This window comes from Jeotgalibaca sp. A127, assembly GCF_052266745.1.
Lineage (GTDB): Bacteria > Bacillota > Bacilli > Lactobacillales > Aerococcaceae > Jeotgalibaca.
In genome coordinates this window covers 1-15,400 of record NZ_JBQPRC010000019.1, presented here as the reverse complement: position 1 = coordinate 15,400, position 15,400 = coordinate 1, and the positions used below count along the sequence as shown (strand labels likewise).

Annotated in this window: 20 protein-coding genes; 19 read left to right on the top strand and 1 reads right to left on the bottom strand. The window is 41.6% G+C overall.

The window, feature by feature from the left end; all coding sequences use genetic code 11:
- The coding region (locus ACTVAI_RS11595; protein WP_443486733.1) for an IS3 family transposase at nucleotides 1-77 on the top strand (77 nt) is incomplete at its 5' end.
- A gap of 65 nt (nucleotides 78-142) precedes the next feature.
- Here the strand turns inward: ACTVAI_RS11595 and ACTVAI_RS11590 are convergent.
- Nucleotides 143-2,716, bottom strand: coding sequence for a vitamin B12-dependent ribonucleotide reductase (locus tag ACTVAI_RS11590; RefSeq protein ID WP_443474479.1), 2,574 nt, complete (start codon nucleotides 2,714-2,716; stop codon nucleotides 143-145).
- Nucleotides 2,717-3,004: 288 nt separating this feature from the next.
- On the opposite strand from ACTVAI_RS11590, the gene ACTVAI_RS11585 reads away from it, so the two are divergent.
- The 18 genes from ACTVAI_RS11585 to ACTVAI_RS11500 all read left to right on the top strand — a co-directional run.
- Nucleotides 3,005-3,976, top strand: coding sequence for a diacylglycerol kinase (locus tag ACTVAI_RS11585; protein ID WP_443486732.1), 972 nt, complete (start codon nucleotides 3,005-3,007; stop codon nucleotides 3,974-3,976).
- A gap of 92 nt (nucleotides 3,977-4,068) precedes the next feature.
- The gene (gene rlmD, locus ACTVAI_RS11580; RefSeq protein WP_443474477.1) at nucleotides 4,069-5,451 is read left to right on the top strand and encodes a 23S rRNA (uracil(1939)-C(5))-methyltransferase RlmD; all 1,383 of its coding nucleotides are present in this window, start codon (nucleotides 4,069-4,071) and stop codon (nucleotides 5,449-5,451) included.
- A gap of 257 nt (nucleotides 5,452-5,708) precedes the next feature.
- Entirely contained in the window at nucleotides 5,709-6,842 is a 1,134-nt protein-coding gene (locus tag ACTVAI_RS11575; protein WP_443474476.1) for a PTS transporter subunit EIIC, read from the top strand.
- Between the two features lie 184 nt (nucleotides 6,843-7,026).
- A complete protein-coding gene (locus ACTVAI_RS11570) occupies nucleotides 7,027-7,362 on the top strand; it encodes a DUF6442 family protein (RefSeq protein WP_443474475.1) in 336 nt (111 codons plus the stop codon).
- Between the two features lie 7 nt (nucleotides 7,363-7,369).
- Nucleotides 7,370-7,579 (top strand): helix-turn-helix transcriptional regulator, encoded by a 210-nt coding sequence (locus ACTVAI_RS11565; RefSeq protein ID WP_443474474.1) that lies wholly within the window; start codon nucleotides 7,370-7,372, stop codon nucleotides 7,577-7,579.
- Between the two features lie 84 nt (nucleotides 7,580-7,663).
- Nucleotides 7,664-9,067: a 23S rRNA (uracil(1939)-C(5))-methyltransferase RlmD gene (rlmD, locus tag ACTVAI_RS11560; protein WP_443474473.1), complete on the top strand. Its 1,404-nt coding sequence runs from the start codon at nucleotides 7,664-7,666 to the stop codon at nucleotides 9,065-9,067.
- A gap of 3 nt (nucleotides 9,068-9,070) precedes the next feature.
- Complete coding sequence (locus ACTVAI_RS11555; RefSeq protein ID WP_443474472.1) at nucleotides 9,071-9,214, top strand: zinc ribbon domain-containing protein; 144 nt, start codon at nucleotides 9,071-9,073, stop codon at nucleotides 9,212-9,214.
- Between the two features lie 413 nt (nucleotides 9,215-9,627).
- Nucleotides 9,628-10,113, top strand: coding sequence for a VOC family protein (locus ACTVAI_RS11550; RefSeq protein ID WP_443486731.1), 486 nt, complete (start codon nucleotides 9,628-9,630; stop codon nucleotides 10,111-10,113).
- A gap of 71 nt (nucleotides 10,114-10,184) precedes the next feature.
- On the top strand, nucleotides 10,185-10,556 hold the full coding sequence (locus tag ACTVAI_RS11545; protein WP_443474470.1) for a hypothetical protein: 372 nt from the start codon (nucleotides 10,185-10,187) through the stop codon (nucleotides 10,554-10,556).
- Between the two features lie 19 nt (nucleotides 10,557-10,575).
- A complete protein-coding gene (locus ACTVAI_RS11540; protein WP_443486730.1) occupies nucleotides 10,576-10,872 on the top strand; it encodes a hypothetical protein in 297 nt (98 codons plus the stop codon).
- 96 nt (nucleotides 10,873-10,968) lie between these two features.
- Nucleotides 10,969-11,124 (top strand): lmo0937 family membrane protein, encoded by a 156-nt coding sequence (locus tag ACTVAI_RS11535; protein WP_443474468.1) that lies wholly within the window; start codon nucleotides 10,969-10,971, stop codon nucleotides 11,122-11,124.
- A gap of 240 nt (nucleotides 11,125-11,364) precedes the next feature.
- On the top strand, nucleotides 11,365-11,742 hold the full coding sequence (locus ACTVAI_RS11530; protein WP_443486729.1) for a DUF7670 domain-containing protein: 378 nt from the start codon (nucleotides 11,365-11,367) through the stop codon (nucleotides 11,740-11,742).
- 56 nt (nucleotides 11,743-11,798) lie between these two features.
- Complete coding sequence (locus ACTVAI_RS11525; RefSeq protein ID WP_443486728.1) at nucleotides 11,799-12,227, top strand: hypothetical protein; 429 nt, start codon at nucleotides 11,799-11,801, stop codon at nucleotides 12,225-12,227.
- Between the two features lie 68 nt (nucleotides 12,228-12,295).
- The gene (heR, locus tag ACTVAI_RS11520) at nucleotides 12,296-13,087 is read left to right on the top strand and encodes a heliorhodopsin HeR (RefSeq protein WP_443474465.1); all 792 of its coding nucleotides are present in this window, start codon (nucleotides 12,296-12,298) and stop codon (nucleotides 13,085-13,087) included.
- Between the two features lie 31 nt (nucleotides 13,088-13,118).
- Nucleotides 13,119-13,643, top strand: a complete 525-nt coding sequence (locus ACTVAI_RS11515) for a putative immunity protein (protein ID WP_443486727.1) — start codon at nucleotides 13,119-13,121, stop codon at nucleotides 13,641-13,643.
- A 133-nt stretch (nucleotides 13,644-13,776) separates the two neighbouring features.
- Entirely contained in the window at nucleotides 13,777-14,133 is a 357-nt protein-coding gene (locus ACTVAI_RS11510) for a PadR family transcriptional regulator (RefSeq protein ID WP_443486726.1), read from the top strand.
- Entirely contained in the window at nucleotides 14,120-15,127 is a 1,008-nt protein-coding gene (locus ACTVAI_RS11505) for a hypothetical protein (RefSeq protein ID WP_443486725.1), read from the top strand. The genes ACTVAI_RS11510 and ACTVAI_RS11505 overlap by 14 nt, the downstream gene beginning before the upstream one ends.
- 151 nt (nucleotides 15,128-15,278) lie before the next feature.
- Nucleotides 15,279-15,400: transposase (locus tag ACTVAI_RS11500; protein ID WP_443474488.1), on the top strand; the 122-nt coding region annotated here is incomplete at its 3' end.

The window sequence follows — 15,400 nt, the reverse complement described above, 5'->3', positions numbered from 1 at the left end:
GCGAACGTGCCCAATGGCACTTAAAAAAGTTGACCCCGGTACAATACCGAAATCAACTTCTTCTGAAGGTTGCTTAAACCTCTTTTTTAAATTGTCCTTGAAACGGGGTCCAGATTAATAGGTTCTCGCTTCAACTATTATCTTATAGTCCGCACTTCAATTGTGCAGCACAGTTGTTACATGTATTACAGCCACCTAAATCTTCAACCGTTCCGATGCGGCAAATTGGGCAAGTATCGCCAATTTCGTTACCGATCGTTACGTCTGTCGATTCCAGGTCGACAATGGATTCAACCAAGAAAGTTTTATCCTTGTTTACTTTTGCTGCTTCTTTTTCGTCTGCTTCGTAATTGTCCTCGAACAAGTTTTCTTCTGCTTTCAAAGTCAATACTTGGGAGTCACGACTTCCATCAACGTAAACCGTTCCACCTTTAGCACCACCATCATACAAACGTTCGTAGATTTTTTCTACTTGTTCCACGGTGTAACCTTTAGGAGCGTTTACGGTTTTAGAAATGGAACTATCTACCCAACGTTGAATGGTTGTTTGTACATCAACATGTTCTTCTGGAGCCAATTCCATTGCAGTTGTAAAGAAGTCTGGCAAGTTATTTGGATCCGCCTCTGGATGACGGTCTAAATATTCTTGGACGATTTCAGCTTTCACTTCAATAAATTTACCCAACCGTCCAGAACGGAAGTAAGAGAAACTGAAGTAAGGTTCTAGACCAGTGGAAACCCCAGCCATTGTACCAGTCGAACCAGTAGGCGCAACAGTCAAGAGGTGAGAGTTACGGATACCATATTTCAAGACGCCTTCGCGAACATGTTCTGGCATGCGTTTCATGTAGCCGGAGTTAACAAACTTTTCGCGTAATTGTTGTGTTTCGCGACCTGTTTCACCAACCAGGAATGGGAAGCTTCCGCGTTCCTTAGCCAACTCGATACTTTCCTCATAAGCAGTCACTGCGATTGTTTCAAATACTTGATCGATTAATTGGTTTCCTTCTTTGGAACCGTAACGTACACCACAGTAAATCAGCATATCAGCCAATCCCATGATTCCCAAACCTACCCGACGTTCGCCAAGCGCTTGTTTGCGATTTTCTTCCAAGAAGTAAGGTGTTGAATCAATGACGTTATCCTGCATATGGACACCCATACGAACTGTTTTTTCCAATTTCGCAAAGTCAACCATTTGCAAATCTTTGTTAACCATTTCTGCCAAGTTAACGGCAGCTAAGTTACATACAGAGTAAGGAGCCAAAGGTTGTTCCCCGCAAGGGTTTGTCGCGACAACTTTTTGACCGTATGCTTGTGCATTAGTCATTTTGTTCGCGTTGTCGATAAAGAAAATACCTGGCTCAGCAGCATAAGTCGCACAAACGTTAATCAATTTCCACAACTCACGGGCTTTAATAGTCCGGTAAACGCGAACAGCATTGCCAGCAGCTTCCCACTCGCGTACATCACCGACATTTACCCACTCAGCATCGTAATGTGCCATTTCCTCTTTTGAGTAATTTTCAACATCCGGGAAACGAAGTTCATATTCTGCGTCTGCTTTTACCGCATCCATGAAGTCATCCGTAATACACACAGAAATGTTTGCTCCTGTTAAAAATTCTGCATCATTTACTGTATATGTACCACCATCACGAAGTTTTAATTCTGCTTCGCGGATGACGGAATGATCGAATCCGCCATGACCAGGGATGTTCTTGTAGTTTACGATACCTGTATACATGTTTGTTTCTTTAGGTGTGAAGGGTGTGAATTTCAATTTGTTGTGTGCTAATGTACGAATTTGCTCATCTTCGAAATTTTCGATGATATAACGCAAAATACGCGGATTTTGCATTTTAGAGATGATGAATTCAATAATGTCTGGATGCCAGTCTGTCAACATGATCATTTGGGCACCGCGACGAGAACCGCCTTGTTCAACTAAATGGGTTAATTTCGCGATATCATCCAACCAGGATACAGAACCGGATGAACGGCCATTTACTCCACGTGCCAATGCATGACGCGGACGTAAAGTGGAACCATTCGTACCAACACCGCCACCACGGCTCATGATTTCCATTACTTTTTTACGGTGATCGGAAATGCCGCCACGTGAATCGGGAACCATTGGCATCACATAACAGTTAAAGTATGTTACGTCTGTTCCAGAACCTGCTCCATATAAAACCCGACCAGCTGGAATGAAATTTTTAACTTTTTGTTCTTCATAGAATTTAACAAAAGCCTCATAACGTTTTTCTGGTGTTATTTCAACCTGTGCCAAGCCATGAGCGTTACGCATTGCAATTTGTTCATAGAATAATTCTAATGGTTTATCCAATGTGATAATTGCGCGTTTTACGATACCATCTTCTGCTTCACTGAAGGAGTCAATCGTTGCTCGGTATTCTTCAGAAACCTGGATGAGCGCTTCACCTTTATCCCAGTCCAAGGAAATGACCGTACCTGTACCACGTGCTGGATACTTAGGGTCTTCTTTAACGGTCAATAATACGAAGTCGCCTTCTTTAAGGGTTGTTTTCTTTGTATCCTTGAAAGAGTAACGGTCCAACATAACTAAGCGCGCCACACCACTATAAGTAATGTGCATATCCTCTGTAATAGGGAATACTGCTTCGAATTGTTCTATGTCTCTGTTCAATTGTTCATAGCCATGTTTTAAAGTGGAATTTATTTCAGTAGCCACTCGAATCACTCCTCAATCTTTATATAAACACAACATGTTGTGTTTGTTGTTCAATATAACTACTACATATATTAAGGGAGATTCGGATTAATTGCTAGAGGAAAGTATCATCAGAAATTTTGGTAATCGGATGAAAGCATGAAGTTATGCATTTTATAATTTAATTTGAGCAACTTATGGGAAGTTGGGGGAGTTCGTGGAAATAATTACAAGATAGAGCATACCATTTCAAGGCTCTTTTGTACAAGGATTATTGTATAATTATCTTAAAGGACAAGGAGGTGTGACATGCGCGCAAGAGTGATTTATAATCCAGTATCCGGTCGGGAACAAATCACGAAATACTTGGTGGCTATCCTCAGAATTCTTGAAGAGGCCGGTTATGAAACGAGTACCTACGAAACAACACCTGAACCGCGGTCTGCCGCTAAAGAAGCGACGCGGGCGGCCCTGGAAGGCTTTGAATTAATCGTTGCTGCGGGCGGAGACGGAACAGTCAGCGAAGTTATCAATGGTATCAGCAATTTACCTAAGAGGCCACTTATTGGCATTATCCCAGCTGGAACCACCAATGATTTGGCCCGATCCTTGAAAATCCCACGAGGTGATTTACTGGAGGCGGCTAAAGTTATTGCTAAAGGACAGGCGATTCCCATGGACGTAGGGAAAGCGAATGATAAATACTTTGTCAACATTGCTGCGGGCGGCTATTTATCGGACATTACCTATGGGATTCCACCTCGCCTGAAGGGTGCTTTTGGTTATTTAGCCTATTTAATAAAAGGTGCAGAAAAATTGCCGTTGGTTAAACCTATCAAAATGCGAATAGAACATGAAGCGGGCGTTTTTGTCGGAGAAGCCTCCATGTATTTTGTGGCACTCACAAAATCGGTTGGCGGAATTGAAAATATCGACCCTTATATGTTGATGGGAAATGGTTTGTTTACGCTTTTCATTATCAAGACTGCCAGCATATTTGAAATTCTGCAAATACTGGGGATGATTATCCAAAATGGAAAGCACATCACTCATCCCAAAGTAGAATATATCCATACTTCATTTGTAACAGCCGAATCATTGGATCAACAACCTCTTTTACTTAATCTGGATGGCGAGTTCGGAGGGACAGGCCCTGTCACTTTCCGTAACTTGCATCAGCATATACGAATTTTGGGAAATACGACCGACTATGCTTCCCCGGCTGAGCTGAACAATCATACAGCAAAACTTTTGAAGGAAATTGCAAATTTAGAAAAATAAATGAGTGGTAATCGCCTCTGTCGTGTTATACTATAAGCTTGTATAATTCAAATGAATCCCTCTCACCTATCAGGCACCAATAAGGAGAAATTATGAAAAAAAATTATGAAGCACCACCAGTAGTAAAGAATGATAAATTAACCGTTACATTTGAAGATTTAACTTCTGAAGGATTAGGCGTTGCCAAAGTAGACGGCTTTCCTTTGTTTGTGGTAGACGGACTTCCTGGCGAAAAAGCACAAGTCAAAGTTACAAAAGTAGGTAAAACATATGGTTATGCCCGTATTGAAGAACGTTTGACTACTTCACAGGACCGCATTCCAACTATCGATGTACTCGGTACGCGCGTTGGAACAATGCCGTTACAACATATGCGTTACAGTGCGCAACTGGCATTTAAACAAAATATGGTCGCACAAGACTTGAAACGTATTGCAAAATTACCAAATATCAAGGTTCATGAAACAATTGGTATGAGTAATCCTTGGGGTTACCGTAACAAAGCGCAAATCCCTGTACGTGGCAAAGATGGCAAATTAGTGACGGGATTCTTCCGTAAAGGCACACACGAATTGATTCCAATGGAGAATTTCCATATCCAGGATCCAAAGATCGATGAAGCGATTGTCAAAGTGCGTGATATCCTGCAAGAATATGGTATTAAGCCTTACGATGAAAGAAAAAATATCGGGAATATCCGCCACATCATGATTCGTCGCGGTTATTACACAGGGGAAATGATGATTGTTTTGGTTACGCGTACTGCGAAACTATTCCCCCTAAGTAAAATTATTCCAGATATCCGTGAAGCATTACCAGAAGTTGTGAGCATCGTTCAAAACGTCAACCCGAAACGGACAAATGTTATTTTAGGTGAAGAAAACATCGTTCTTTATGGAGAAGATGTTTATCATGATAACTTGTTAGGCCATAAATTTGCAATCAGCTCTAAATCTTTCTACCAAATTAACCCGACACAAACGGAAAAACTTTACCAATTAGCTGTAGATGCAGCGCAACTAACTGGAAAAGAAACGGTTGTGGATGCTTATTGTGGAATTGGAACCATTTCATTGGCTTTGGCCGAAAAAGCAGAGCACGTTTTTGCGATGGAAATTGTTCCAGATGCAATTGAAATGGCGAAACGCAACGCCGAAGAAAATAACATTAGCAATGTGACTTTTGAAGTAGGTGCAGCTGAAGAATTACTGCCTAAATGGGCAGAAAATGATGTTAAAGCGGATGTCATTGTAGTGGATCCGCCACGTAAAGGATTGGAAGCTTCATTTATAGATGCAGCAGTCGCAATGAATCCAGAACGTATCGTTTATGTCAGCTGTAACCCAGCAACATTAGCACGTGACTTGGCAATCTTCGATGAAAAAGGCTACAAAGCGACCGAAGCGCAGCCAGTGGACTTGTTCCCGCAAACATTGCATGTTGAGACAGTTGTTATGATGGAGAAGGCAAACTAAATAAATGTTACGAGGTCAGCTTCCTAGATAAAATAATTTTATCAAGGAAGCTGACTTTTGTGAATGAAAAAGCAAAGAAATGAAATCGGTTTATTTTATAAATAACTTTATATTTATCCCGTAAGTTTTTTAAATTAACTTGGTTTTGTTAAGTAATTGGCAATTTAAATCTTTTGTAAATGATTATTTAATGGTAATATATTAGTTGTGATTTTGAAACTAATATAAAAAAATCAATATAATTTGGAGGATACATTATGAAAAGTCAAGAAAAAAGAAAAGACACATCTTTAATTGACAAATTGTTAATGGGACTGAAAGAAATTTTTGCCCCTAATTTAGTTGCATTGACGGGTGCCGGAATTCTTAAAGGTATCATCATCTTACTTTTGACTTTTAATATCATACAGCCTGAAACCGCAGAGCAATTTATTCTTTATCATATTGCTGATGCTGTCTTTTACTTTTTGCCAGTACTATTAGCTTATTCATCTGCAAAAGTCTTTGGGACCAATCCCGCTCTGGCTGCCAGTGTAGCGCTATTCTTGGTTCATCCAGAATTTACAGAGGCAGTTCAAACAAGAACAGGAGATTTTTTTGGAATACCAGTTGCACACAACACTTACATTTCATCTGTCATTCCGATTATTTTAATCATTTGGGCGCAGTCATATATTGAAAAAGCTGTGAATAAAGTCCTCCCGAAAATGATTAAAGGTGTATTCTCACCTGTTTTAATCCTGATGCTTACAGGCGTCCTGGGTGTACTTGTCATTGGTCCAGTCGGCACGTTCTTCGGTAATGCACTAGGTGTTTCAATTACTTGGTTGAATGAATTTGCAGGTTGGTTGGTTTCTGCTATTTTAGGTGGATTTGGAATGTTTATTATCATGGCCGGTGGTCATTATGCGTTGATTCCAATATCTGCACAAAATTTAGCACAAGTCGGATTTGATAATTTGATGATGACAGGTTTATTACCGGGTAATATGGCGATGGCGGGTGCTGCCTTTGCAATCGCAATGCGCACAAAATCGAATAGCTACAAACAATATTCTGTTTCTGCAGCAGTTACTGCGCTCTTGGGTGTTTCGCAACCGGCACTTTATGGTGTGGCGATTCCTATCAAAAAAGCGATGATTTCGATTATTGCAGGTGGGTTCATCGGTGGTTTATACGCTGGTATCGTCGGTGTCAAAGGTTTCGCTCTATCCGATCCAGGCTTGGCTGCATTACCTGCGTACATCTCACCAGATGGTAGCTGGGGGAACTTCATAAATACGTTGATCACTATTGCCATTTCTTTTGGAGTCACTTTCGTTTTAACTTATCTTGGTGCATATAAAGATCTGTCGCCAGAAGAAATCGATGAAATTACAGCAAATAAGTAAAAGCATAAAATATTCCCCCTAAAGTAGATTAACCTACTTTAGGGGGATTTTTTTGTGCTTTTCGCACATCAAACTCACAATGAGAAGGTGCACCAAGGGGATTTTATACGAGCGTTTGCAAAGCAAACTAGGCGAGTGTATAATATTGACAAGGTAACTTGGCATCTTGATAGGAGGTATTGGGATGAATAAGGAGGAAATTTTAGCCAAAAGTAGAAAAGAGAACAAGAACCAGGATGTGTATGAAAAGGAAGTAAGTCAAAGCGGAGGAAATTCAGCGACTGTTGTGGCAGCAATCCTCGCCACTGTTTTTATCGTCATCCAGATATTTGTCGGTGGTGGAACGAACTACGGCCTATACGCTGTTGTATCCTCTGCTTTAGCCACTGGGTACACTACAAAGGCAATGCATCTGAAGAAAAAAAGAGACATCTGGCTTGCGGTGATTTATATCCTCTTAACATTACTTTTCTCGATCATCCATGTCCGTGATTTGATTATTACCTCAAATATTTTATAGGTGAGCTATGGACGAAAAATTGATTTTACAAAACCATTTGAAAGAAGCCAGAAATGAGAAAAAATTATCTCAGACGCAACTTGCGGAAATGGTCGGAGTATCACGTAATACAATCAGCTCGATCGAAACGGGCCAATACAATCCGAATGCGAAGTTGGCCCTTACTATCTGCATTGCTTTGGATAAAAAATTTGAAGAGTTATTCTATTTTGAGTAACTGTATTTTTGTATAATGGCATGGAAAAGAATTTGACCAACAGTTTTAGTCATGATGGACAAAGTACAATCTTGAGGTGAAAAAATGAAAAAGAAGGTTTATCCAACCGAAGTATTGGAAGTAACGATAAAAAATATCAACGCCAGTGGTTATGGCTACGCTAAACACGTTCATCCACCGGACAAAGGTTCGAACGGGAAGGGCTTGAATATCAATGTCACCAATGTGGTGCCGGGTGATGTCGTTCGGGTAACGATCCCGAATGCCAAAGGCCGGCGCAAAGCGGTCGTGGACTACGATGAATTATTGCAGCCGGGACCAAGCCGAAATCTCGCCATCCCGACCGATCAGGCTGTTTCCGGGGGGACACCGCTGCAATACATGCATTACGATGCCCAACTGGAATACAAAATGGAGATGGTCAAGGGCTATTTGAAGGAAAAAGGCTTTGATGCCTCCCTAGTGAAGCCGATCATCGGCATGGACAACCCGAAGCGTTACCGCAACAAGATGGAACTGACTTTCGGGGAAAACGGCGAACTCGGCATGCACCAACAAGGTAACTTCCGCCGGGTCATCGATATGGAGGATTCCATCCTGGCACCGGAAGTGATGGTTGAAATCAAGCACATCATCAGCCAATGGCAGAAAGATTTCGACCTTCCTGGCTATTCCAAAACGAGCCAAACTGGTTTGTTGCGCAACTTGTTGATGCGGATGTCGTTTGCGACGGGAGAAATGATGGTCGTCCTTTACGCAACAGAAGCGCCGCAACAGTATCAGGCCGCCGCGGACGAGTTGGTCAAACGCCTGACCGCCCAATTCGAGAAATTGGTCAGTTTGCAATGGGTGGAACATGCGACGGCGACGGAACGCATCCAGGCCGATGCCACGTACATCCTGCATGGCCGTGACTACATCAATGATGAACTGAACGGCTTCAAATACCGGATCTGGCCGGACACGTTCTTCCAAGCTAATCCGGTCCAAGCCGAAAAACTGGTCGAATTGGCCTTGGAAATGGCCGACGTGAACAAGGACATGCGCGTCCTGGACTTGTTCTGCGGGGTTGGCACCTTCAGCCTGCCGCTTGCCAAAAATAGTAAGGACCTCGCCGGCATCGAAATCGTCGAAAATTCGATCCTTTCGGCACGCCGCAACGCAGAGGATAACGGTTTGGCTAATACCTTCTTTATGGTCAGCGACGCCCGCCAAGGACTCATCGATTTGAATGAAGTCTGGGGCCATCCCGATTTGCTGGTCCTTGATCCGCCCAGAAGCGGCGCCGGTGGCAAGGTCATGCGCAGTATCGGCCGTTTTGGTACCGACAAGGTCGTCTATGTTTCCTGCAGCCCGAAGAGCCTGGCCGACGATCTGGTGTGGCTGCGCGACTTCGGATACGAACTCGTGACCGTCCAGCCCGTGGACCAGTTCCCGCATACGACGCATGTTGAGAATGTCTGTCTGTTGACACGCAAACAGTCTTAACCGATGAAGAATCTCCGGGTGCGCGAGTGGGATTGTCCGCAATGCAATGCCCACCATGATCGAGATCTGAACGCAAGCATCAATCTTAAAAACGAAGCCATGAGGCTTCTAACCGCAGGAAGCTGCGGGGATAGCCTATTAAGATAACCGGGGGATACCCCGGTGTTCGTAGGAATCCCCCACCTCTAAGCGATAGCGTAGGTGGGGGTAGTTCAATACAGGTTATGGGAGTAGAGCGGACACAGTTAGAAAGTTAAAGTTAATTAAATACACAATACTTATATGAATGTCATGATTCAATAAGTAGAGTAAAAAAGTATTTTTCCGTGATTATGAACTTGTATTCAAAACAAGTTCATAATCACGGATTTATTTTTTGGAAATTTATCCAAAACTATCCTTTAAATCATGATCAATAAGTTTGTTATAAGTGGTATTTTGGTGGTAGAGTTGGGGTGCAAACAGGTCTTTAGCTAAAATGAGACACCATGTCATGGCAATCATAATACAAAGGATTTATAGGGGAATCCTCGTGTTGAATATCAGAAAGGAACATTCTTATGAGAAAAATTGTTACTTTTCTTTGGTTTGATGATCAAGCAAAAGAAGCGGTGGATTTGTATGTATCGTTGTTTGAAAACGCAAAAATACTTAACGAATCGTATCTCACAGAGTCAGTGGCAAAAGCAGCAGGAAAGAAAGTCGGAGATTTATCAACAATAGATTTTGAATTGAATGGCCAAAATTTCACCGCACTAAATGGTGGTCCAATGTTTACTTTTACTGAAGCAATCTCCATACAGGTAAACTGCAAAACTCAAGAAGAAATCGATTATCTTTGGGATTCGCTAATCAAAGATGGAGAGTTGATTTCTTGTGGATGGCTTAAAGATAAGTTTGGCCTATCGTGGCAGATTACCCCGGAAATTTTGGACATTATGATGCGTGATCCAGATGCTGCTAAAGCCGAACGTGTTAGTGCTGCGATGCTTAGTATGGATAAGATGAATATCAGCGAACTTGAAAAAGCCTATAAAGGTTATTAACAAAAAGTAACTACTATGGCCGTAATGGTTTATAATAAATGAGAGAAGAACCTTGGAGGGAAACATATCACATGGAGCAAATAAAAGAAAAAGAATATATCCTTTGTAACGATGTCACGAACGAATATCTAACGCGCGTCACGTTCAACGGTGGCCCGGTCTATAAAACAACAACACTGAATTTGGCAGTTCGTTTTACTGAGGAAGACAAACGTAACCTGGAGATTCTTGGCGCGAATAATCCGAATAAAGTGTTAAATAATATTGAGGCAACCGCGTTCGGAAACGACAGTGACGTGAAGGAAACCTATAAATTATCTAATTTGAGTTTCCTATCAATCAACGATCTAACACCAGAGGAAAGAATTGTATTTGAAAGAGATACAGAAGAAGGCATCAAAAAAGCCGCTCGTATTCATTGCTGCAGTATCATTAGTCGTTGATATACGGAGGAAATTCATTATGAAAAAGAAACTGTTCCTATTGTTTTTCTTGATGATAAACATTTATTTGTTGACGGGTTGTATGCCGGGCGATGGCACTTACACACCTGAAGATCCGGCAGGATTTTTTTGGGGAATCTGGCATGGCTGGATTGCACCGTTCACTCTTGTTTTTGGATGGTTTGACGAAAATATTCGCGTTTATGAAACTATCAATACTGGCTGGTGGTATGACGTAGGATTTTACATGGCAATCATTAGTGGATTTGGTGGCTTATCGCTATTTCGTAAAAGAAGTTCTGGTAATCATGGTTAATTAGGATAAGCGTATTGTTTGGCCTCATTTACAAAAATCTCTATAATAAAAGAAAAGGGATACAAATAGGTATCTTACCAGAGAGGTGTGGAAATGATGGCAAATCTATTATGGACCATTATTGTGGTGTTGGTTGCACTATGGTTAATCGGGTTAGTATTGGAAATTGGTGGGGCTTTGATTCACTTCCTGTTGGTCATTGCCGGAATCATCTTCGTTTACCAATTAATAACCGGGAAAAGAAAATTGTAAAGTGCTTAACGAAGGATTTTGGGGCGAGTGTTGCTTCAAAATCCTTTTTTATCATTTTTCGACAGGAGACTTCCAACATACGGCGTAATATGCATCTACTCCTCAGAATCATTTTAATTATAAGTTTTTGGGACCGGCATTGCCTGTCCTTTTTGTGTTGTATGGAAATAAAGTGTAAAATGATAGTGAGCAAGTGAACGTTCTCATGTCTGGCATAACTGTGAAATGGAGATGGCAGAAATGAAAGAAAATGGAAAAATATTGTATTGGGCTCCGAGTGTTTTAGCAATCTTGTTTATCGCGTTTCTAAGCCTTTTTTCTTTGGATGTATTTGAAGCAGGTCAGGGTTTGGGTGAAATGTTGCTAGGTTTTCTGATACATAACATTCCTTCTATCATTATTTCGTTGCTTCTTATTGTGGCATGGCGCAATGATCTCTTTGGTGCCATCGCCTTTTCCGTAGTTGGTCTAGCTTTTATCATTCTATTACTGGTGAATACCAAGGAAGTCGGCGAAACATGGCTTATGGTGTTGATTAGAAGTCTGCCCATCACAGGTTTCGCATTAGTCGTTGCGCTCTTGTTTTTTCTCAATTGGCAAAAGAGAAGACAGTCATGAAATGATGGGATAGTTAAGCAAAAAGCAAAAAGCAAACAGAAATGAGTGTGATTACGATGAATCGTTTTCGTGATAATTTATCGAAAGGGATAATGGTAACAGTAGGCAGTCTGATTACCGCGGCATTGGCATTCGCAGGATATTTCTTCTTATTCAGGGTATTGGAACGTTTTATGGATCCAGAAAATACATATAATTTTGTTTCATGGGCTCGGGTAGGATACGGGGTATTTTGGCTAGTACTCGCCTTCCTTGTCTACCAAACACGTTTAAGGGAGTGGGGGAAAGCAGTTATATTAGCTGGTGCGCTAACGACCTTTATGGCTGCCGTTAATGTCCAATATTATCAAAGACCCTTGATAGGGGGCGTGCTATCGGTTCTAGTTGTGGGGAGTATCTTGTATTTTCTCATAAGAAAGAAAAAGGAATGGTTCCATTATTATGCGGTCGCTATCGCTGTTGCTCTAGCGTGGTTTTACATGTAAAAAATATTTATATAAATGCTCATTCAATTTCTATTTTTTTTGGTCGTAAAGTAGAAAGGGTGCTAATCATGAAAGAAATAACCACACAAAAATTACGCCGCTTCAATCTCATTATGGGTGGTCTACATTTGGTACAAGGTATTGCCATGCTTTTCTTGGCAACCACCGTCATTCAAAAAATTTCCGAGTTTAGCCCAGAAATCATCCAATTTTATCTATCATTCAATCCCGAAACGCAGTCACTAGAGACAACCTCACGGGTCCTGTTTGAGTTACCGTTTGGGATTCTTGTGTCCTCATTCCTTCTTATCTCCGCTTTTGCCCATGCTCTAATTGCGATTCCCAATAAATTAAATGCCATCTATAATGCCGATTTGGAAAAGGGCATCAACAAGTTCCGCTGGTTCGAGTATGCCCTTAGCTCTTCCATTATGATCGTACTCATTGCTACCTTGTTTGGTATCTATGATATTGCTTCACTCATCTTGATCTTTATAGTCAACGCCGCGATGAATCTTTTCGGCCTGGTGATGGAGCAATTAAATGCAGGCCAACCGAGAGAAAATGTCAATTGGGGTCCATTTATTTGGGGTTCTGTGGCGGGAATTGCACCCTGGATTGCCATTCTTTTGTACATGTTCGGGACAGGTAATTTCGAAGATGTTCCTTGGTTCGTATGGGCAATTGTTGGGACTTATTTTGTTGCATTCAACACCTTCCCGATTAACATGATCCTGCAATATCTGAAAGTCGGAAAATGGGCGAATTATCTCTATGGTGAGCGCGTCTATATTGTGCTCAGCCTCGTTGCGAAATCAATCCTGGCTTGGCTTGTGCTTTTCGGTGCGATGCAACCTTGAGTCTTTAAATGAGCATATGGAGTGAGCAAGCATGTCGAAAATAAGGAAAGTATTGAAGAACCTAGATGCCCCCTATATCCAGACACTTAAAGCGTTGATAGAAACGCAAAGTAAGGCGACATTAGCTTTTTGGGCAATTGGGTATGCGGAACACGTGATTCTCCCATTGTGGGGAAAAAATTATCCGCATGACAAACGACCGGAAGCCGCTTTGGAGGCCGCGCGTAAATGGTTATTAGGCGAAATAAAATTCCCAGAAGCCAAACCAGCAATTCTTGCCTGTCATGCCGCTGCAAGAGAAGCAGAAGGGAACCCTGTCCCGCAAGCCGCTGCCAGAGCAATTGGCCATTGCGCCGCAACCATTCATTCCGCTCGGCATTGTATCGGTTTAGCTTATTACGGCGCCCTTGCTGTAGCCTACAGTGAAGTAGGGACGGATGCACCGTGGGAAGAAATCGAGGAAGTTGCTGCACGAGAGTGTGGACGGATGGAAGTAGCTTTGCGTGCTGTTGCAGTACAAAATGAACCCAATCCAGCCCAATTCAAATGGAGATAAAACTGGATGACGAAAAATAAACAGGAGCTTTGATTATTGCTGATTTCGGCATTTCAAAGCTCTTTTATTATTTAATGGTAACCATTTGCAAATAGTGTATGTCGTACACTATAATAGGGGTGAGGTGATAGCAATGGATGTAATCGATGAATTGATCAGTTCACTTAGTGTTGAACTCAAAAGAGGAACGTTGGTTCTTTTGGTTCTCAGTCAATTGCATACGAAAGAGTATGGATATTCCCTCGTTCAAAAGTTAGAGGAGAAAAAAGCGCCAATTGAAGCCGGTACCCTCTATCCCTTGTTGAGGAGATTGGAGAAACAAAGTCTGCTTATCAGTGAATGGGATACGAGCGAAAGCCGACCCCGTAAATTCTATTCATTAAGTGAGAACGGTAAAGAAGTATATAAGCGATTAAAGAAAGAATGGAGAGTCATTTCCAATCAAATGGAAATTTTGTTAAAGGAGGATGAGGATCGTGTTGCTGATTGAACGTTATATCCATGCGGTAACAGAATATTTACCTGAGGATATTCGAAGCGATGTCGGAAAAGAACTGCGTGCAAACATTGAAGATATGCTACCTGACAACTACACGGAGAAAGACGTGCATCAGGTGCTGACCAAACTTGGTAACCCTTGGAAACTTGCAGGTGAATACAATCCGCAACAAAAATATTTAATTGGTCCTGGCTATTATCATAAATATATTTCAATCTTGAAATTGGTCATAGCCATCGTGATATTCGTATTGTTGGGCATAACCATTTTGGAGTGGATAATAGCGTTTCCTGCAGATGGTAACTACATCGATCAAATTGCCGGCTTTATTGGAGACTTGATTTCTGCAGTCATTTCAGGGGCACTGCAGGGGGCATTCTGGGTAACCTTGGTGTTTGTCATCCTTGAGCGAACGGAAACGGAAACAGGCGATTTGCCATTTGGAAATAAAAAATGGACACCGGATGATTTACCTGAAGTACCTGCTGACGCACAAGGAAAGATTTCCCGCGGTGACATTATCTTTGAAATGTTCCTGACCATTTTATTCGTAGCGATGATTTATTTACGGCCGCAACTGATTGCCATTTACCAAAATATTGAGGCCGAAAACATGATTATCACGCCACTCTTTAATCTTGAACGGTTGGAGGTTTATCTACCGGTTATCTTAATTATGGCGGTATTCCAGTTGGCGTTCTCTATATGGAAATATATCAAGGGTTGGTGGACCCTACCGCTAGCCACAGTGAATGCTGTATATAATGTGGCTTTGGTTATCGTGGTTATTGTGATGTTGACTGATAGCACGTTGTTCAACCCCGAATTTAGCCAAGTAATCGCTGATATTACGCATTCATCTGCGGAACTGGTTTCAAATTGGATCGTTCGCAGCAAATGGATATTTGGTTTGTTTTTCGTCGGAACGAATATTTGGGAGAGTGCGGTTCCATTTGTTAAATCATGGAATAGACAAAGAAAATGAAAAAGCTGCGTTCGGCGTTCGTGCTGAACTCAGCTTTTTGATTGTGGGCAGGAAACACGGTCTTTCAAGGCCGTGTTTCCTGCCCACTTTCTTTTTTATTTTCAATAGATATCGTTACACATGGTAAAAAAATAAGTGATATAATTGTCATATGAATAAAGAAAACAAACTCACACATGGTCGGACTTCTGTTTACAACCTGAACTATCATATCGTTTGGGGAACGAAGTACCGAAACAAAATCCTCCAAGGGGAGGTCGAGGAAACCCTGAA